A 19,062-nucleotide genomic window follows, 5' to 3' on the forward strand; every position below is an offset into this window, starting at 1 on the left:
CGTTTTGGCCAGGCAGGTTGTGACAAACGCAAAACCAGCAGGCCAAGCATGAAGATCCAGGCTCAACTACCGGTCAAGGGGCGCGATCTACGCCTCGACTTGTTTCGCGGCGTCGCCAATTGGGGAATTTTTCTCGACCATATTCCGAATAATGTGGTGAACTGGGTCACGACAAGGAATTATGGATTCAGCGACGCCGCCGACCTGTTCATTTTCATTTCCGGCTACACGGTGGCGTTCGTCTTCGCCCGCATGATGATCGAGCGGGGTTTCATCGTCGGCGCAACGCGCCTGATCAGGCGCGTCTGGCAGATTTACGTCGCGCATGTCTTCCTGTTCGTGCTTTATCTGGCGGAGATCGGATATCTGGCGCAGAAATACGGAAACAAGAGTTTCGCCGACGAGTTTAATATCCAGGGATTCCTGCATAATCCGGCGCAAACCCTGTTCGAAGGCCTGATCCTTCGGTTCAAGCCGGTCAATATGGACGTCTTGCCGCTATATATTGTCCTGATGGGGGTCTTTCCTCCCGTCCTATGGATGATGCTGCGCAAACCAAATTGGGTGCTGGCCGGATCCGCACTGCTCTATGTCGCGGCACGGCATTTCGGTTGGAATTTGTCAGCCTATCCGAGGGGTTACTGGTATTTCAATCCGTTTGCGTGGCAATTTCTGTTCACGTTCGGCGCCTGGTTCGCGCTTGGGGGCGCAAGTACAACGATGCCCTTCATCCGCTCTCGGACGGCGCTTGTTCTCGGGATCGCCTATTTGCTATTTGCCCTCGTGATTACGATGGCAGCCCGATTTCCCGAACTCAAGACTCTGATTCCTTCGCCCGTCTACGATACGTTCACGCCGAACGACAAGACCAACCTTGCTCCCTATCGTTTGCTGCATTTCATCGTGTTCGTGTTCATGGTGGTGCGGCTATTGCCGCGCGATTGGCCCGGCCTGGAGTGGCGGGTTTTCCGTCCAGCGATCAAATGCGGTCAGCAATCCCTCGAGGCGTTTTGTTCGGGAATATTCCTGTCATTCGTCGCTCATTTCGTCCTGGTGGAAGTGTCTGGCGATATCTGGATGCAGGTTCTTGTCAGCCTTGTTGGGATCGCGGCGATGACCGTGATTGCCTATTACCGTTCATGGTCGAAGCGCACGGACAAGGCGCCGCGGGCAGCTCCAGTTGCTGTGATCGCTTGATGGATCCAATTCTGAGAGACGAGTTTACGGTTCAGCTGAAAGATGTGTGGCGCCATGAGCGATACCCGAAAAATCACAGCGATACTGGCGGCTGATATTGTCGGATATAGCCGGCTCACCAGCACGGATGAAGATCGCACACTGGCCCGGCTCCGGACGCTGCAGAGCGACCTGATCGACCCAACGATCGCGGTCCATAAAGGCCGTATCGTGAAGCGCACGGGCGACGGAATCCTGGTCGAGTTCCGTAGCGTCGTCAACGCGGTGCTCTGTGCGATCGAAGTGCAGCGCGCCATGGTCGAACGCAATACGGGCCTGCCTGCCGAGCGGCGCATCGACTTTCGCATCGGCATCCATCTCGGCGACGTCGTCGAAGAGCGCGATGGTGACCTGATGGGCGACGGCGTCAATATCGCCGCGCGACTGGAGGGAATAGCCACGCCGGGCGCAATTTGCCTTTCTGAGGACGCCTACCGGCAGGTCAAGGCCCGGCTTGATCTCGCGGTCAGCGATCTTGGCGAAACTCAACTCAAGAACATTATCGATCCGATCCGGGTGTATTCGCTTCAAGTCGGAGTGACGACAGGCACGAAACCGCGGGCACAAAACGAGCATAACACGCTCCAAAAGCCTCTCTCACCCCTTGCGCTTCCCGACAAGCCATCGATCGCGGTTCTCGCCTTCCAGAATATGAGCGGCGACGCCGATCAGGAATTCTTTGCCGACGGCATCGCCGAAGACATCATCACCGCGTTATCCAAAGCGAAGTGGCTATTCGTTATCGCCCGCAACTCATCGTTCACCTACAAGGGCAAGTCCACCGATATGCGACAGGTCGGCCGCGAACTCGGCGTGCGCTACGTACTCGAAGGCAGCGTGCGGAAGGCCGGCAGCCGCGTCCGCATAGCGGCCCAGTTGATCGACACCAATGGCGGCCACCACGTCTGGGCGGAGCGCTATGATCGGGCTCTCGAAGATATCTTCGCCGTTCAGGACGAGATCACCCATAGCATTATAGGCGCCATCGCGCCGGGCATCGTCGCGGCGGAGATTCAGCGTACGCATGGCAAGGACGCCGCAGAACTCGGCCAATGGGAGCGCGTGATGCGCGCACATTGGCATGTCCGGCGATTTACCCGCGAGGATTATAACGAAGCCATTCGCCTAAGCGATGAGATCCTGCACCATGATCCAACCAACGCGATGGCGCTCGCCGATCTTGCCTTCAACTGGCATATGGGCAGTCTATTTGGCTGGACCAAAGAAGCGCCTAGTGTTGCGATCGAACGGGTGGGCGAGGCCGCGCGCCGCTCGGTCACCGCCGACGATCGGGACGCGGCGGCACAAACCACGCTCGCTGTTTATGAGCTTTTCACAAATCAGCACGATGAGGCAATCAGGCGTCTGCATCGCGCGATCGAGCTTGACCCGAATTCGAGCTTCGCGCGTGGCTACCTCGGCGCCGCCTACTGCTTCGGGGGTGAGCCCGACCACGCTCTCGCTGCCCTGCAGGAAGCGATCCGGTTGAGTCCACGCGATTACCTGATGGTGATCTGGCACTCCTGCAGCGCGTGGTCGCATTTGCACGCGGAGCGCTTTGTCGAATCGATCGAGTGCGCCAAACAGGCGATCGACTTCAATCCATACTTCCCCGCTTCACACGGCACGCTGACTGCGGCCGCAGCGCATCTCGGGCGCATGGCGGAAGCGCATGCCGGGCTCGACGGCTTTGTGCGGCTGTTGCCGGGTTTGTCCATAACTGACCCGCGCTTGATGCGGCCGTTTCGCCGCCTGGCGGACCGCGAGCGATTTATCGCCGGCCTACGCAAGGCCGGACTGCCGGAGTAAGATCGCGAGCCGCGGTCCGCCGCTGAAGCCGGCCAATCGGCCAGACGGCATTAGTTGCTTCGCTGCGACTGATTTAGTTCGATAACCCATCCGGAAAAGTGCCGGTGGCTTTCAAAGCTTCGACGCACCAATGGCCATTCCTGTTGGAATGCGGGCGTATTCAATAGCCGGGCGATATCCTCCTCCCAGATGCTCCAGATCGCATCGGCGACGTAGCCTCGGCGGTGCAGCGAGTAATATTCGAATATGAGGTAATAGGACGTGATAACCGCACGTCGCGCCTTTTCGGCAGCTTCGCCCGTGATTGCATCGGGCATCTGATAGATATCGGCCTCGATGGGTAATGAATTCCGCAGCCGATGAATGCGGTCCGAGTAGGCGAGAAATATCTGGGCGCCTATTTGGCGGTTATTGTTTCTAAGAGCGATGTAGACTGCGATGATACCGGTCACAATGCTTCCGGCGGTTACGCATTTCAGGATAACGTCAAACACTCTTGCCTCCTCCGCCGTTGGGAAACACGATGGGAGGATCTTTTCGAGCCCTCGTGCTCATGTCTCCAAGCCATCACGCAAAGCCGGCTCGACGCCAAACATTCCGGCGGGAACGAGTCACAGCCCTTCGTTCCGAGGTAACATTCCAAACGGCACGGTTCAATCTCCCGTCCGACCTCGTTAACATCAGCCGATCGGGGATCGGCCAAGATGCGTTCGATGGCGTATCGCATGTCGCCTGCATTGGCCCGTGTCACATACCCTATTTGCAGAAATTTACTCTGATTTGGCACGATTCATTCGGCTCGACCGCGTGCGCGTCATAGCATGGCGGAGGCAATCCATGGTGCTGGACGGCAGTCCTTTCCCCTATTCAGTTTGCATGGATGACGGCTTGGTACGTTAGTGAGCGCCGGACACAATCGGATCGTTCGCGAGCTTTCAATGAACGGACGACCGAACACGATTGCTCATCGGCCTTGGATCGCACCAGGCTTGTGCCTCATGAGCGGATGCTCCTCACAAGATGCCCCAAGCCTCGCTCTTTTCAGCGCCTTCTTTTCAGCCTGGGTGTCCTTGTGGGTTTCCCGCGCTCCCTGCGTTTCGCTTCGCGCCCTTTGGGCAACGAGGATAGGATTAAGGAGACGGCATGAGCGATACAAGAAAAATTACGGCGATACTGGCGGCCGATATCGTCGGATATAGCCGGCTCACCAGTACGGATGAGGATCGTACGCTGGCGCGACTCCGGACGCTGCAGAGCGACCTGGTCGATCCGACGATCGCGGTCCATAAAGGCCGCATCGTGAAACGCACGGGTGACGGAATTCTGGCCGAATTCCGCAGCGTCGTTAACGCGGTGCTCTGCGCGATCGAAGTACAGCGTGGCATGGTCGAGCGCAATACCGGTCTGCCGGCCGAGCGGCGCATCGACTTTCGCATCGGCATCCATCTCGGCGACGTCGTCGAGGAGCGCGACGGGGACCTGATGGGTGACGGCGTCAATATCGCCGCGCGACTGGAGGGGATAGCCACGCCCGGCGCCATTTGCCTTTCGGAGGACGCCTACCGACAGGTCAAGGCTCGGCTTGATCTGGCGGTCAGCGACCTCGGTGCGACTCAACTCAAGAACATTATCGACCCAATCCGGGTTTATTCACTTCAGGTCGGAGCGGTCGCATCAGCGAAACCGCAGGCGCAAAGCGAACCCGGCGCGGTCCAAAATCCTTCGGCACCTCTCGCGCTTCCCGATAAGCCGTCGATCGCGGTCCTCGCGTTCCAGAACATGAGCGGCGACGCCGACCAGGAGTTCTTTGCCGACGGCATAGCCGAAGACATCATCACAGCGATGTCCAAAGCGAAATGGCTGTTCGTCATCGCCCGGAATTCTTCATTCACCTATAAAGGCAAGTCCATCGATATACGACAGGTCGGCCGTGAACTCGGCGTGCGCTACGTGCCTGAAGGCAGCGTTCGGAAATCCGGCAACCGCGTTCGCATAACAGCCCAGTTGATCGACACGAATGGTGGCCATCACGTCTGGGCGGAACGCTATGATCGCCCGCTCGAGGATATCTTTGCCGTTCAGGACGAGATCACCCACAGCATCATAGGAGCCATTGCGCCGGGCATCGTGGCTGCCGAGATTCAGCGCACCCATGGCAAGGACGTATCAGAACTGGGCCAATGGGAGCGCGTGATGCGCGCGCATTGGCATGTCCAGCGATTTACGCGCGAGGATTTCGACGACGCAATCGGCCTGATCGATGAGATTCTGCGCAGCGATCCGACTAATGCGATGGCGCTCGCCGATCTTGCCTACAACTGGCACATGGGTAGTCTGTTTGGCTGGACCAAGGAGCCGCCTTGCATTGCGATGGAGCGGATGGGCGATGCCGCTCGCGGGGCGGTGGCCGCCGACGACCGGGACGCTGGAGCACAAACTGCACTCGCCGTTTATGAGCTTTTCACAAATCAACACGATGACGCAATCAGGCGTCTGCATCGCGCGATCGAGTTCGATCCGAATTCGAGCTTCGCGCGCGGATATCTCGGCGCCGCTTACAGCTTCGGTGGCGATCCGGAGCAGTCGCTCGCGGCGTTGCAGGAAGCCATGCGGCTGAGCCCGCGCGATTACCTGATGGTCATCTGGCATACTTGCAGCGCATGGTCGCATCTGCATGCGGAGCGCTTCACCGAAGCGGTGGATAGCGCCAAACAGGCAATCGACGTCAATCCATCCTTCCCCGACTCGCATGGCACGTTGACCGCGGCCGCAGCACATCTCGGCCGCAAGCCGGAGGCGAAGGCTGGACTCGATGGTCTTGTGCGGCTGTTGCCGGGATTGTCGATAACCGACCCGCGCCTGGTCCGGCCGTTCCGTCGCGAGCCGGATCGCGAGCGATTTCTCACCGGCCTGCGCAAGGCTGGACTGGCAGAGTAATATCGCGACGAGCCCTTCACCGCTGCAGCAGCGCCCATCGGCCAGACCTCGCGAGGTCGGATAAACAACCGGGAACTTCGGCTCTGATGCTGTGAAAGCACCATATCTTAGCAGGAGGGGAAATTCGGATGGCCGATCCGGTGGCCGCCTTGATTGACCCCGCATTCTCCTTCGGCTCGTTCTCCTTGCTTCCAGGCCGGCATCTGCTGCTCGACGGCGACACGCCGGTACGTCTTGGCAGCCGGGCGCTCGAAATTCTGGTCGCGCTCGTCGAGCGATACGGCGAACTCGTCAGTAAGGAGGCACTCATCGAGCGCGTGTGGCCCGGCATCCACATTGCCGAAGGGAATCTGAAATTCCAGGTCGCGGGTTTGCGACGGGCACTGGGTGACGGGCGGGACGGCCGCCGTTTTATCGTGGCAAGCCCGGGACAGCGTTACCGCTTCGTCGCGGCAGTCTCCGTGAGAGACGATAGCGTTGCCAATATCAAAATACCGCCGTCGACGGCCAGGCATAATCTGCCGGTCCAGCTGACCCGTTTGATCGGCCGCGCCGGCGTCGTCAGCAAACTGGTAGAACAGCTTGCGACGCAGCGACTGCTCACGATCGTCGGATCTGGCGGCATCGGGAAGACTGTGGTTGCCCTTGCTGTCGCTGAAGACCTGATACCGGCTTACGCGCACGGAATCTGGCTGATCGATCTGGCGCCGATCACCGACCGTCATCTCGTTCCGACGGCATTGGCTTCCGCGCGGAGGCTCGAAGTTCGGTCCGACAATCCAATGCCTGGCCTGGTCGCCGCTCTCAGCGATAAGATAATGCTGCTGGTGTTCGACAATTGCGAGCATGTGATCGAGACGGCAGCCAGCCTCGCTTCTGAGATATTGAAGGGATCCCGTAGGGTGCACATCCTGGCGACAATACGCCCAACATACAGCGAGCACAAATCGTGCGCTATGGAATGGCATATTCGTTTGTGCAGGCCCCCACCATGATGGCGATGGCCCAATGGCTCCAGGGTATGCTCGATCAATCGGCTCAAACCATCTGTGGCGTCCTGGCCGATACAGCCGACACGGACCAGCCCGTCTCGGTCGCTTTTGCGCTCAACTGGTGCCTTTTGACCCTTTCGCATGGGCAACTCGAGACCGCTGAACCCTGGATCGCCTGGCTCAAAGATCACGCCGGGAAGCACGCGATGAGCAGCTACTACGCTTGCGCGCTCGGATTCGAGGGCCTCTTGCGTGCGGAACGCGGAGATATCGCGGCTGGAGAGCAGTTGCTCCGCGCTTGCCTAAAAGGCTTGCGACAAGCTCAATACGAGGTCCTCTATGATCGGTTCCTGATTGGCCTGGCGGAGGTCCTGCTGGCGGCCGGCCGCTTTGATGAGAGCCTCGCCGCAATCGACGAGGCTCTTGAACTCGCCGACCTTCCACTCTGGCCGCGGAGAGCTGAAGCGCTGCGCGTCAAGGGCGAAATTCTTCTGTCGTCAAACAAAACGAACTTGCAACTGACGGAAGATCATTTTCATCAATCGTTAGACGTTGCGCGTCGTCAAGGGGCCTTGTTCTGGGAGCTGCGCACCACGATGAGCCTCGGACGGCTGCACCACGCTCAGGGTCGCGTCGACGAAGCACGCGATCTGCTGCAATCCGTGTATGCCCGATTTACGGAAGGGTTGGCTACGGCCGAACTCCAATCCGCCAGACATCTTCTCGAAGAATGGAGTCCAGCCGAGACCTCTAACGAACGGTCCTAACACGTCGCCTGAGGGTGCGTGAGGTCGGATGGACAAGCTGCAAGGCCGACTCTATTGTCGGCCCGTTGCCATATTTCGGAAGCTAGTCTCAATGGTCGACCCGGTTTCTGCCTCGACCGATTCCTCGTTCTCGTTCGGCCCTTTCCGCTTGCTTCCAGGGCGGCACTTGCTGCTCGACGGCGAGACACCGGTCCGTCTTGGCAGCCGCGCGCTCGAAATTCTGGTCGCGCTGGTCGAGCAACACGGCGAACTAATCAGTAAAGAAGCGCTAATTGCCCGTGTCTGGCCGAGCACCCGCATTGCTGAAGGGAATCTGAAATTTCAGGTCGCGAGCCTCCGACGGGCACTGGGTGACGGACGGGATGGCCGCCGTTATATTGTGGCAAGTTCGGGACGAGGCTACCGGTTCGTCGCGGCAGTCACAGCCGAAAACAGCGATGCCCGCACGCAACTGCCTTTATTGACGACACAGCATAATCTGCCGGTCCAGTTGACACGCTTGATCGGCCGCGCCGACGTCGTGAGCAAGCTCCTAGAACAACTCGCGACGCAGCGGCTACTCACGATCGTTGGAGCCGGCGGCATCGGCAAAACAGCCGTCGCCGTTAACGTCGCCGAAGAATTGATGCCGGCCTACGAGCACGGCGTCTGGTTGATCGATTTGGCACCGATCGCTGACCCTCGCCTCGTGCCGACGGCGTTGGCTTCCGCGCTGAGGCTCGAAGTGCGGTCCGACAACCCCCTGCCCGGCTTGGTCGCCGCTCTCAGTGATAGGCATATGCTGCTTGTGCTCGATAATTGTGAGCATGTGATAGAAGCGGCTGCCAGCCTCACCGCCGAGGTCATGAAGGGGACCCGCAAGGTGCATATCCTTGCGACCAGCCGCGAGCCGTTGGGCGTGAATGGCGAAAGGCTCTACCGCCTGTCGCCGCTGGACATTCCGAGCGAGCCGGCCCGACTCTCCGCCGCCGAGGCGATGCGATTTCCATCCGTTCAGCTCTTCGTCGAACGCGCCGCGGCGAATCTGAATGACTTCGAACTGAGCGACGCGGATGCTCCGAGCGCCGGCGAGATCTGTCGCAAGCTGGACGGAGTTCCGCTGGCGATCGAGCTGGCCGCCGCACGCGTCGACACGTTTGGAGTGCGCGGGCTTGCGTCACGCCTGGATGACCGCTTGCAATTTTTGACCGGCGGCCGCCGTGCGGCTCCCGCCCGACATCGCGCCATCGGCGCGACGCTCGACTGGAGCCATCAGCTCCTTAGCCGGCAGGAGCAGACGGTGTTCCGACGCCTCGCGATCTTCGCAGGCGGCTTCACCGAGGAGGCCGCGCACGCCGTGGCCGTGGCCACGGGTGGAAGTCCATCGGACATCACCGGCATCGTTGCTGACCTGGTTGCAAAGTCGATGGTTACGGCGGACGTCGGCGATGGCGATGTCCGCTTCCGCCTGCTCGAGACGATGCGAAGCTATGCGGCGGCCAAGCTCGCGGACAGTGACGAAGCCGATGCGGTAGCTCGATGCCATGCGACCTACTACCGGGACTTGTTGGAATCCGCGTCGATTGGTTCAATTGGAGACCATCTGGCCGCCGGGTACACGCCCGAGATCGACAACGTCAGGACTGCGCTCACCTGGGCGTTTGGCTCCGGCGGAGACGGACAGGTCGCCGTTGCGTTGGCGGCAACCTCGGCATCTCTCTGGCTCGAGAAATCATTGCTGACCGAATGCCACGGCTGGTCGGGGAAGGCGCTCGACATCCTCAACCCCGCGGACCGTGGAACACACCTCGAGATGGTGCTGCAAACCGAGTTTGGCCTCTCACTCATGTTTACCCAGGGCATGACCGTCGTGGCACATTCGGCGCTGACGAGGGCAAGGGAGCTTGCGGAAGGGCTTCGGGATCGCGACTATGAACTGCGAGCTCTCGGTGGCCTGACCATGTTCAGCATCCGGCTCATGGACTTTCCAGGGGCCCTCATTCTAGCTCGTCAACTTTCGTCGATTGCCAGAACTGCATCCGACCCGGTTGCCATGGGAACGGCGGATAGCGTACTCAGTGCCATACTCGTCGGTTTTGGCGACCTCTCCGGCGCATTGGCCCATGCCCAGCAGTCACACAGCCGAAGTACGGCCGCCATAAGGCGAGCGCAAATCGTTCGCTATGGAATGGCATATTCGTTCGCGCAGGCCCCCGCCATGATTGCGAAAGCTCAATGGCTCCAAGGTATGCTCGATCAATCGGCTCAAACGATCCGCGAACTCATTGCCAATACAGCTGACGGGGATCATCCCGTCTCGCTTAGCTTTGCACTGACTTGGTGCCTTAGCACCCTTTCGTACGGGCAACTCGAGGCTGCCGAATGCCTAATTGCGCAGCTCAAAGATCATGCCGGGAAGCACGGCATGAGCAGCTACTACGCTTGTGCGATCGGATTCGACGGGCTGTTGCATCTCGAACGCGGGAATATCGCGGCCGCAGAGCCCCTGCTCTGCGCCTGCCTGGAAGGTTTGCGAAAGGCCCAATATGAGGTTCTCTATGACCGTTTCCTCATCGGCTTGGCGGAAGTCCAACGGAAGACCGGTCGCTTTAGTGAAAGCCTGGCTACAATCGACGAGGCGCTTGAACTCGCCAACCTTCCACTCTGGGGATTGAAACCAGAAACACTGCGTATCAAAGGGGAAATCCTTCTTTCGTCCAACAGAGCTAACGTGCAACTGGCGGAGGATCATTTCCACCAGTCTCTGAATATAGCGCGCAGCCAAGAGGCCTTGTACTGGGAGCTGCGCACCACGATGAGTCTCGGACGATTGTACGAGTCTCAGGGTCGCGCCCAGGAAGCACGCCATCTGTTGCAGTCCGTATACGCGCGGTTCACGGAGGGATTCGACACGGCGGAGCTTCAATCCGCCAGGCGGCTGCTCGAAGAGTGGAGTTCGGGCAAAGCCCGCAACGGGAATTCCTGATGCACCGCATGTCGGGGCGCGAGGTCGGATAGACACGCGGCAGGGCCGGCTCTATTGTTATCCGATTGTTATACTGCGGAAGCAAATTCCGATGGTCGACCCAGTTGCCACCTCGACCGAATTCTCGTTCGGCTCCTTCCGCCTGCTTCCGAGCCGTCGCCTTCTTCTCGACGGCGAGACACCGGTCCGTCTTGGCAGCCGCGCATTCGAGATTCTGGTCGCGCTGGTCGAGCGACGCGGCGAACTCGTCAATAAAGAGGCAATAATCGCCCGTGTCTGGCCCGGCATCCACATTGTTGAAGGGAATCTGAAGCTCCAGGTCGCGGGCCTGCGACGGGCGCTGGGTGACGGGCGGGATGGCCGCCGTTTTATCGTGGCAAGCCCGGGGCAAGGATACCGATTCGTCGCTGCGACCGCGGTTGAAAACAGCGACGCCTCTACGCAACTGCCTTCACTGACGACCCAGCACAATCTGCCAGTCCAGCTGACCCGGCTGATCGGCCGGGCCGGCGTCGTCAGCAAACTGGTGCAACAGCTTGCGACACAGCGACTGCTCACGATTGTCGGATCTGGCGGCATCGGGAAGACAGTGGTCGCCCTTGCCGTCGCCGAAGAACTGATGCCGGCTTATGAGCACGGCGTCTGGCTGATCGATTTGGCGCCAATTGCCGACCCTCGTCTCGTGCCGACCGCGCTGGCTTCCGCCTTGAAGCTGGAAGTTCGGTCCGACAACCCACTGCCCGGCTTGACCGCTGCTCTCAGTGACAAGCAAATGCTGCTTGTGCTCGACAATTGTGAGCATGTGATCGAGACGGCTGCCAGCCTCGCTTCTGAGATATTGAAGGGATCCCGCAGGGTGCACATCCTGGCGACCAGCCGGGAGCCGCTCCGCGCTCCCGGCGAATATGTGCATCGCTTGCTGCCGCTCGCGGTGCCAGCGATATCGGATAGTCTCAGTGGTGCCGAAGCGCTGCGGTTTGCGGCCGTTCAACTGTTTGTCCAGCGCGCGGCGGCAAACATGAACGAATTCGAGCTGAGCGACGCGGATGCTCCGAGCGCTGGCGAGATTTGTCGCAAGCTGGACGGAGTCCCGCTGGCGATCGAGCTGGCCGCCGCGCGCGTCGACACGTTTGGAGTACGCGGGCTTGGCGCCCGCCTGGATGACCGCCTGCGATTTTTGACCGGGGGCCGCCGCGCGGGTCCCCTCCGGCACCGCGGCATCGGCGCCACGCTCGACTGGAGCTACCAGCTGCTTGGCCGAGAAGAGCAGACAGTGTTTCGACGCCTTGCGATCTTCGCAGGTGGCTTCACCGACCAGGCGGCTCGTGCGGTGACAGCGAGTACGGATGGAAACTCGTTTAACGTTACCGAAATCATTGCTGACTTGGTCGCGAAATCAGTGGTCACGGCGGACATCGGCGATGGCGATGTCCGCTTCCGCCTGCTCGAGACGATGCGAGCCTATGCCACGACCAAGCTCGCGGAAAGTGGCGAGGCCGATGTGCTTGCGGGACGCCATGCGGCTTACTACCGGGACTTGTTAGAATCCGCTTCGATTGGCTCAGTTGGAAACGATCTAGCCACCGAATGCACGCCCGAGATCGACAACATCAGAACCGCGCTCACATGGGCGTTTGGACCCGGCGGAGATGAACAGGTCGCCATGACTTTGGCCGCGAGTTCGGCACCTCTCTGGATCGAGAAATCATTGCTGACCGAATGCCACGCCTGGTCGGGGAAGGCGATCGAGATCCTCACCCCCGCGGATCGCGGAACGCGGATCGAGATGGCTCTGCAAACCGAGTTTGGCTTCTCCCTCATGTTTACGCAGGGCATGAGCGTCACGGCACATTCGGCGCTAAAGAGGGCGAGGGAGCTTGCGGAATGCCTTCAGGACCGCCACTACGAGCTGCGAGCCCTGAGCGGTCTAATAATTTTTTCAACACGCTCCATGGACTTCCGAGGGGCACTCGATCTCGCGCGTCAACTAGCGCCGCTTGCCAGAAAAGCGGCGGATCCGGTTGCCGTCGGGACGGTGAATTGCTCGCTCAGTGGCATACTCATTTGTATGGGTGACCTCTCCGGGGGGCTGCCCCATGCCCAGCAGGCTTACAAGGAAAGTACGCCTGCCATAAGGCGTGCGCAAATCGCTCGTTATGGAATGGCACATTCGTTTTTGCATGCGCGCACCTCAATCGCGAAGATTCAGTGGCTCCAAGGCTTGCTCGACCAATCAGCTCAAACCATCGGCGGCGTCCTGGCCGATGCAGCCGACGAGGATCATCCCGTCACCGTTGGCTTTGCGCTGACCTGGTGCCTTTCGACCCTGTCGTATGGGCAACTCGAGATCGCCGAACCGTGGATTGCGCGTCTCAAGAATCATGCCGAGAAGCACGCCATGAGCAGCTACTCCGCTTGTGCGCTTGGATTCGACGGGCTGTTGCATGCGAAGCGCGGGGATATCGTGACTGCAGAGCAATTGCTCCGCGCCTGTCTAATCGGCTTACGACAGGCTCAATTTGAAATCATCTATGACCGGTTTCTCAGCGGCCTGGCGCAGGTCCTAATGACGGCTGGCCGCCTCGATGACAGCCTTGCCGCAATCGACGAGGCACTGGAGCTTGTCGACATTCCGCTCTGGTTTTGGAAGCCTGAAGCGCTCCGTATCAAAGGCGAAATACTTCTGTTGTCAGACAGGGAGCAACCAAACCCGGCGGAGGATTGCTTCCGTCAATCCCTGGATATCGCGCACCGCCAAGGGGCCTTGTTCTGGGAGTTGCGAACCACCATGAGCCTCGGACGGCTGCGCCATGCTCAGGGTCACGTCCACGAAGCGCACCATTTGTTGCAGTCGATATACGCGCGATTTACGGAAGGGTTCGATACCGCCGAGCTTCAATCCGTCAGAAGGCTTCTCGAAGAATGGAGCCCAGGCGAGGCCTGCAATCGAAATTCCTGATCCAACGCTGTTCCGTTTCGGCTATCCACAGCGGCGCCATGGAGACGATCAAAGGGCGATTTATCAACATTTATATAAAGTTAGCCGCGCACCGAAGCCCAATCGGGGGCCGGGGCTGCTTCACTACAACTAACCGCACCTAACCGGACTTATCCCCACCCGATCCGGCGCTGGGCTAACTTAATCCGTGCGGACGCTGGGCGACTCTTCTTCCTCTGCGCCCAGGGCGATCCACCAGGCCCGGAACGGCGCCGGGGACGAAATCGGAACTGAGAGGTAATCATGGACCAGACCATTCCTGTCACCGTAGAAGGCCATAACCGCGAGCCCGGGTCGGCGCCCAGCGCCAGCGTTTTCGAAGCCGCCGCGCCGCGTGGATCCGGCAAAAACACTGCAATCTCCTTTGCCGGTGTCTCGGAACATGACCGTGCCATCTGCTTCGGCCCCTTCCGCCTGTTCACGACCCAGCGGCTGCTTCTGGAGGGCTTTAAAGCCGTGCGTATCGGCAGCCGTGCCCTCGATATTCTTATCGCGTTGACAAGGCATCCGGGACAGCTGGTTACGAATTGCGAACTGAGGGAGCTGATTTGGCCGAACACCTTTGTGGTGGAGGCAAATCTGACCGTCAACGTCGCTGCGTTGCGCCGGGTACTCGGCGACGGCCAAGGCGGCAACCGCTACATCGTGAATGTTCCCGGTCGTGGTTATTACTTTGTTGCCCCGGTCGCGCTCGAGGATGCGGTGACAACCCCGACCCGGCAGCATCCGACGATCATCTTGCAGCAATCGCTGTCGTCGGACTTCAAGGGCGCGGGTGACCAGGCGAGTGAAATCGGAAAGGCGATGCCGCCGAACTTCCGAATACTTGACATCGTCGAATCCGGCGATGGCGGAAAGACTGTCGTCGTAGTTGCCGTGGCAGAAGAATCGCGGCCGGCCTACGCGTACGCCAGAACCAATTGACGCCTCAAATCGCAGCTCGCGTGCTCCGAAGTCAGTTCGATTGGAGGAAGCTCCCTTCGATCACTTCGTACACGTCGCCGCGCTTGCCGTGGAGCATGACCTTCAGGGTGTAAAGACCCATCCCGTATGCCGGGTTTGATCTGCGTGGGCGGCGGAATCACCCGCTCCATTTTCACCGCCGCTTCCACGTTATCGGCGTTTGAAGCGGTTTCCCACAGCCCCCATCGCTTCCGCGACCTTTCCGAACTCGGATTTTTCAAGTCCGTGAAAGTCTGGATCATTTCTTCCGTCTTCTGCTCGATCTCAACGAAGCCGAGCTTGAAGATGGACAGCCTCAGGCCGAGCAACTAGCATTACACATTCAACGTCAACAGCTTGCGTGACTGGAATGCTCGAGCGAGCCAACACCAGCGAACGAACATACTTTTTCGGGCCGTTCCAATTGTTGGCGGGTCAAAAAGTGCTTTTGGAAGGCGACCGCCCTGTACGTCTCGGCGGCCGGGCGCTGCAAATTCTGATTGCGCTGGTGGAGCGCGCTGGCGAGCTGGTGAGCAAGCGGGAGCTCGTCGCAATTGTGTGGCCTGACACGATCGTTGTAGAGGCCAATCTTGCGGTTCACGTCGGTTCCTTGCGCCGCGCGCTCGGTGACGGGCAATCCGGAGCAAGATATATCGTCAACGCACCCGGACGCGGGTATCGCTTTGTTGCACCGATCAGGTTTGCCGACCGGCCGATCCATTTGCCGCCGTCGACCGCTTCGCCCGTCGCTCCGAATAATCTCCCGCCCCAGGCGACGCGACTGATCGGCAGAGGCCCGATCGTCGCGGAGATTTCTCAAAAATTGCTGTCGCAGCGCCTGCTGACCGTCGTCGGTCCTCCAGGCATCGGCAAGACCGCCCTGACGCTGGGAGTTGCGGAACATCTTTTGTCCGCTTTTGAGCACGGAATCTGGCAAATAGATCTGGCACCGATCGGAGACTCTTCGCTGGTCGCCAGCACTCTCGCGTCGGTGCTTCGCATCGAGATACGGTCTGGCGACCCGATTCCAGGGTTGCTGGCTGCGCTTCGTGACAGACGGATGCTGGTCGTATTCGACAACTGCGAGCATGTTATCGATGCTGCGGCCTCGTTGGTGGCGGCCGTCCTCAAAGGATCTCGGGGCGTCCACGTGCTCGCGACGAGCCGGGAGCCTCTTCGAGTTGAAGGCGAACAGGTTTATCGGCTCTCCCCGCTGGAGTGCCCGCCACCGGTGGAAGGAATGAGCGCAGCCGAGGTTCTCGCCTATCCCGCGGTCCAGCTTTTCTCCGAGCGGGCCGCCGCTGCGACCAGTGAATTTGATTTGATGGACGAAGATGCGCCCGCAGCCGGGCGTATCTGCCGCGAGCTCGACGGAAATCCCTTGGCAATCGAACTTGCGGCTGCGCGGGTCGATACGTTCGGGGTGCGAGGTCTGGCTGCGCGTCTGGACGACCGGCTGCCGTTATTGACGGAAAGCCATCGTGGGACGCCGCCACGGCATCGCACCATTGGTGCTGCGCTCGACTGGAGCTACCAGTTGCTCGACGAGCGAGAAAAAGCGGTCTTCCGGCATCTGGCTGTCTTCACCGGCGGATTCACTCTAGAATCGGCCAGCGCAGTGTCGAACCTCGCGGGCGAAGCGGATGTCGCGGGCATCATAGCCTTATTGGTACAGAAGTCCCTGGTTGCAGCTGAGATCGGCGAAAAAGCCGTGCGTTTCCGCCTGCTGGAAATTGCGCGGGCGTTTGCAATGGCCAGACTCATTGAAGATGGGGAGAAGGAATCAACCGCTCGACGTCACGCAGACTATTTCGTTTCCCTTGTCCAGGCGAAGTCAGACAACCTCGATAATGTCGATTTTGCCGAACAGTTTGCTCCCGATGTTGACAATTTGCGTGGTGCATTGTCCTGGGCGTTCGCGCCGGGTGGTGACCGGTCCCTGGCTGTAGCGCTGGTCGCGGGTTCAGCGCGTATCTGGCTCGAAATGCCTCGATTGTCTGAATGCCGTATTTGGGTCGAAAAGGCGCTTGAGATCCTCGACCTGTCGGATCGCGGCAAACGTCCGGAAATGGTACTCCAGGCTGCACTCGGTTTCGCGCTGATGTTCACTCAGGGCATGACCGATGCCGCGCGCAAGGCGTTGACCACCGCCAACGAACTTGCGGAGGGTTTCGGCGATCGCGCATGGCAGCTTCAAACGCTGGTCGATCTCACCATCTTCTGCCATCGCGTGGGTGACAATAGAGGGGCACTCGCGCTGGCTCGCCGAGCCGAGACCATCGCCCAGGTCGATGTCGACGCCCGCGTGGCAAGGGCTACGACAGACGGCATTACCTGTGGGTCTCTCTTCTTCGTAGGCGACCACGCCGCAGCCCTCACTTACGGCCGCCGCGCGCACAGCGAAGTGACACCTGCCGTGAGGCGTGCGCAAATAAATCGCTGGGGGCTCGACTATTCGATCTACGCGCGGTGTGTAGTCGGGCGGGCCCTCATGCACCAGGGACTTTTCGATCAAGCGGCAGAAACTGCCCGGGATGTCATCGCCGAAGCAGAAGCGTTTGCGCATCCCACTTCCCTATGCCAGGCACTGATCTGGTCATGCTCCATTGCCGTCGGCCTCGACGATCTCGATACTGCCGATATTCTGCTGGCCCGGCTACGGGACCAGGCCGAACGGAACGGACTCAATGCGTACCACGTTGCTACCTTCGCGTCCGAAGGGCGGGTCCGCTGGAAACGTGGGGACATCGAGGCCGGCGAGCGCCTGCTGCGAACAGGTATCGAGAAACTGCGCCAGGCCAAGTTCGAGTCTCAATACGTTCCGTTTCTTGACCATCTAGCCGAAGTGTTGGCGGCGTCGGGGCGTTTCGACGAAAGCCTCGCCGCTGCAGACGAGGCTCTTCAGCGCGTCGAACGCAACTCGATGCTCTGGTGGCTGCCGGAGGCGCTTCGGGTCAAAGGAGAGGCTCTGCTTGTATCGCCGTGCCGAGCGCTTGAGGGCGAAGCGGAAGACCATTTCCGCAGATCTCTCAAACTGGCGCGTAGCCAACAGGCCCTCATGTTTGAATTACGCAGCGCCGTCAGCCTTGGCCGGTTATTTGCGTCCACCGGCCGCCGGCGCGAGGGTTATGATATTCTCCAGTCGGTATACTCAGGGTTCACCGAGGGCTTTAGATTCGCCGACGTTCAGCGGGCAAAATCGTTGCTGCAGGAACTGCGAGCCGACTGACAATTTCCGGTTCGAGCGGTGTCAACCCGTACTAGAGCATTTTCACAATTGGTGGAATCGGAGGATTCCCAGCGCGGTTGCTCCATGATTCAGTTTCCGCATTGATTCGAGGCGGAGGCTTTGATGGGAGCACCTTATTCTCAAGATTTGCGTGAACGGGTCATTTCCGTCGTCGACGGCGGAATGGGAGCGTATCAGGCAGCGCCGCTGCTGCGGGTCAGCGTTTCCTACATTTACAAGGCGCTGGGGCGTTGGCGGGCGACTGGCGAGACGACGGCTCGCCCGTCGGGCCGCGGGCCGGCTCCGAAACTTGCTGCTCACGATGAAGCGCTGCGCCAGCGGATCGTGCACAAGCCAGACGCCACGCTGGAGGAGATCCGGGCGTGGCTGCTGGCCACGCACGACGTGAAGGTCAGTATCGGCTGCTTGTGGAAGCGCCTGCGCCAGCTCGGCCTGACGCTCAAAAAAAGTCACTGAGAGCTGCGGAGCAAGATCGGGCCGATGTCGCCGAGGCGCGTGTGGAATGGCGCGCCGGTCAGGCGGAATTGAGCCCGGAGCGCCTGGTCTTCATCGACGAGAGCGGCGCGTCCACCAAAATGACCCGGCTTTACGGCCGCTGCGCGCGCGGCAAGAGGCTCGTTTGCACAGTCCCGCACGGCCATTGGAAAACAACCACCTTCGTCGGAGCTTTGCGCCAGGACGGCATGACCGCGCCGTGCGTCTTCGACGGCCCGATGAACGGCGAGACATTCCTCGCCTGGGTCGAGCAGTTCCTCGTTCCGACGCTGCGGTCGGGCGACATTGTCGTGATGGACAATCTGTCGAGCCACAAGGTCAGGGGCGTCCGCGAAGCCATTGAGGCGGCCGGTGCGATGTTGCGCTATCTGCCGCCATACAGCCCGGACCTCAATCCGATCGAGCAGTTCTTCGCCAAATTAAAGTCCCTGCTGCGCAAGGCAGGCGCACGAACTCTCGAAGCCCTCGACAACGCAATCGCCGACGCCCTTACCCGCTTCTCGCCAACAGAATGCCTGAACTTTCTCGCCGATGCCGGTTATCGTCACCAACCATGAAAACGCTCTAGCCCGGCATTTCAAGGCTCGGCTCGAGCGCGAGCGGTTCGGGGAACCATCGCCTCTTTCACTTGCGATCGCCATAAGTGAGCGTTCCGTCGTGAGATCAAATTA

At 60.0% G+C, this 19,062-nt stretch carries 12 protein-coding genes; 11 read left to right on the top strand and 1 reads right to left on the bottom strand.

Annotated elements, in window-relative coordinates; genetic code table 11:
* Nucleotides 1-48: 48 nt before the first annotated feature.
* Both ACP2YO_RS43080 and ACP2YO_RS43085 read left to right on the top strand, forming a co-directional pair.
* A complete protein-coding gene (locus ACP2YO_RS43080) occupies nucleotides 49-1,197 on the top strand; it encodes an OpgC domain-containing protein (protein ID WP_426437231.1) in 1,149 nt (382 codons plus the stop codon).
* 54 nt (nucleotides 1,198-1,251) lie between these two features.
* The gene (locus ACP2YO_RS43085; RefSeq protein WP_426437232.1) at nucleotides 1,252-3,045 is read left to right on the top strand and encodes an adenylate/guanylate cyclase domain-containing protein; all 1,794 of its coding nucleotides are present in this window, start codon (nucleotides 1,252-1,254) and stop codon (nucleotides 3,043-3,045) included.
* Nucleotides 3,046-3,095: 50 nt separating this feature from the next.
* Here ACP2YO_RS43085 and ACP2YO_RS43090 read toward each other — a convergent pair whose 3' ends face one another.
* Complete coding sequence (locus tag ACP2YO_RS43090; protein WP_426437233.1) at nucleotides 3,096-3,539, bottom strand: hypothetical protein; 444 nt, start codon at nucleotides 3,537-3,539, stop codon at nucleotides 3,096-3,098.
* A gap of 649 nt (nucleotides 3,540-4,188) precedes the next feature.
* Here ACP2YO_RS43090 and ACP2YO_RS43095 point away from each other — a divergent pair.
* From ACP2YO_RS43095 to ACP2YO_RS43135, 9 genes are all read left to right on the top strand, one after another.
* Nucleotides 4,189-5,982: an adenylate/guanylate cyclase domain-containing protein gene (locus tag ACP2YO_RS43095; RefSeq protein WP_426437234.1), complete on the top strand. Its 1,794-nt coding sequence runs from the start codon at nucleotides 4,189-4,191 to the stop codon at nucleotides 5,980-5,982.
* Nucleotides 5,983-6,110: 128 nt separating this feature from the next.
* Complete coding sequence (locus ACP2YO_RS43100; RefSeq protein WP_426437235.1) at nucleotides 6,111-6,977, top strand: winged helix-turn-helix domain-containing protein; 867 nt, start codon at nucleotides 6,111-6,113, stop codon at nucleotides 6,975-6,977.
* Entirely contained in the window at nucleotides 6,974-7,741 is a 768-nt protein-coding gene (locus tag ACP2YO_RS43105; protein ID WP_426437236.1) for a tetratricopeptide repeat protein, read from the top strand. The genes ACP2YO_RS43100 and ACP2YO_RS43105 overlap by 4 nt, the downstream gene beginning before the upstream one ends.
* Nucleotides 7,742-7,832: 91 nt before the next feature.
* Nucleotides 7,833-10,706, top strand: a complete 2,874-nt coding sequence (locus ACP2YO_RS43110; RefSeq protein ID WP_426437237.1) for an ATP-binding protein — start codon at nucleotides 7,833-7,835, stop codon at nucleotides 10,704-10,706.
* 91 nt (nucleotides 10,707-10,797) lie between these two features.
* Nucleotides 10,798-13,665: an ATP-binding protein gene (locus ACP2YO_RS43115; protein WP_426437238.1), complete on the top strand. Its 2,868-nt coding sequence runs from the start codon at nucleotides 10,798-10,800 to the stop codon at nucleotides 13,663-13,665.
* A 282-nt stretch (nucleotides 13,666-13,947) separates the two neighbouring features.
* Nucleotides 13,948-14,628: a winged helix-turn-helix domain-containing protein gene (locus tag ACP2YO_RS43120; protein ID WP_426437239.1), complete on the top strand. Its 681-nt coding sequence runs from the start codon at nucleotides 13,948-13,950 to the stop codon at nucleotides 14,626-14,628.
* 126 nt (nucleotides 14,629-14,754) lie between these two features.
* Complete coding sequence (locus ACP2YO_RS43125) at nucleotides 14,755-14,979, top strand: hypothetical protein (protein ID WP_426437240.1); 225 nt, start codon at nucleotides 14,755-14,757, stop codon at nucleotides 14,977-14,979.
* 37 nt (nucleotides 14,980-15,016) lie between these two features.
* The gene (locus tag ACP2YO_RS43130; RefSeq protein WP_426437241.1) at nucleotides 15,017-17,875 is read left to right on the top strand and encodes an ATP-binding protein; all 2,859 of its coding nucleotides are present in this window, start codon (nucleotides 15,017-15,019) and stop codon (nucleotides 17,873-17,875) included.
* A gap of 123 nt (nucleotides 17,876-17,998) precedes the next feature.
* Nucleotides 17,999-18,948, top strand: a protein-coding gene (locus ACP2YO_RS43135; RefSeq protein ID WP_426435017.1) for an IS630 family transposase whose coding sequence is annotated in 2 segments (ribosomal slippage) — nucleotides 17,999-18,335 and nucleotides 18,335-18,948 — 951 coding nt in all. Because the reading frame shifts where the segments join, the coding sequence is not laid out codon by codon here.
* The last annotated feature ends 114 nt before the right edge of the window (nucleotides 18,949-19,062 follow it).

This window comes from Bradyrhizobium genosp. P, from assembly GCF_049949265.1.
GTDB lineage: Bacteria > Pseudomonadota > Alphaproteobacteria > Rhizobiales > Xanthobacteraceae > Bradyrhizobium.

What these genes read in the sequence shown, in the direction of transcription:
- ACP2YO_RS43080 (WP_426437231.1), top strand. Translation starts at nt 49, where the DNA reads ATGAAGATCCAGGCTCAACTACCGGTCAAGGGGCGCGATCTACGCCTC.
- ACP2YO_RS43085 (WP_426437232.1), top strand. Translation starts at nt 1,252, where the DNA reads ATGAGCGATACCCGAAAAATCACAGCGATACTGGCGGCTGATATTGTC.
- ACP2YO_RS43095 (WP_426437234.1), top strand. Translation starts at nt 4,189, where the DNA reads ATGAGCGATACAAGAAAAATTACGGCGATACTGGCGGCCGATATCGTC.
- ACP2YO_RS43100 (WP_426437235.1), top strand. Translation starts at nt 6,111, where the DNA reads ATGGCCGATCCGGTGGCCGCCTTGATTGACCCCGCATTCTCCTTCGGC.
- ACP2YO_RS43105 (WP_426437236.1), top strand. Translation starts at nt 6,974, where the DNA reads ATGATGGCGATGGCCCAATGGCTCCAGGGTATGCTCGATCAATCGGCT.
- ACP2YO_RS43110 (WP_426437237.1), top strand. Translation starts at nt 7,833, where the DNA reads ATGGTCGACCCGGTTTCTGCCTCGACCGATTCCTCGTTCTCGTTCGGC.
- ACP2YO_RS43115 (WP_426437238.1), top strand. Translation starts at nt 10,798, where the DNA reads ATGGTCGACCCAGTTGCCACCTCGACCGAATTCTCGTTCGGCTCCTTC.
- ACP2YO_RS43120 (WP_426437239.1), top strand. Translation starts at nt 13,948, where the DNA reads ATGGACCAGACCATTCCTGTCACCGTAGAAGGCCATAACCGCGAGCCC.
- ACP2YO_RS43125 (WP_426437240.1), top strand. Translation starts at nt 14,755, where the DNA reads ATGCCGGGTTTGATCTGCGTGGGCGGCGGAATCACCCGCTCCATTTTC.
- ACP2YO_RS43130 (WP_426437241.1), top strand. Translation starts at nt 15,017, where the DNA reads ATGCTCGAGCGAGCCAACACCAGCGAACGAACATACTTTTTCGGGCCG.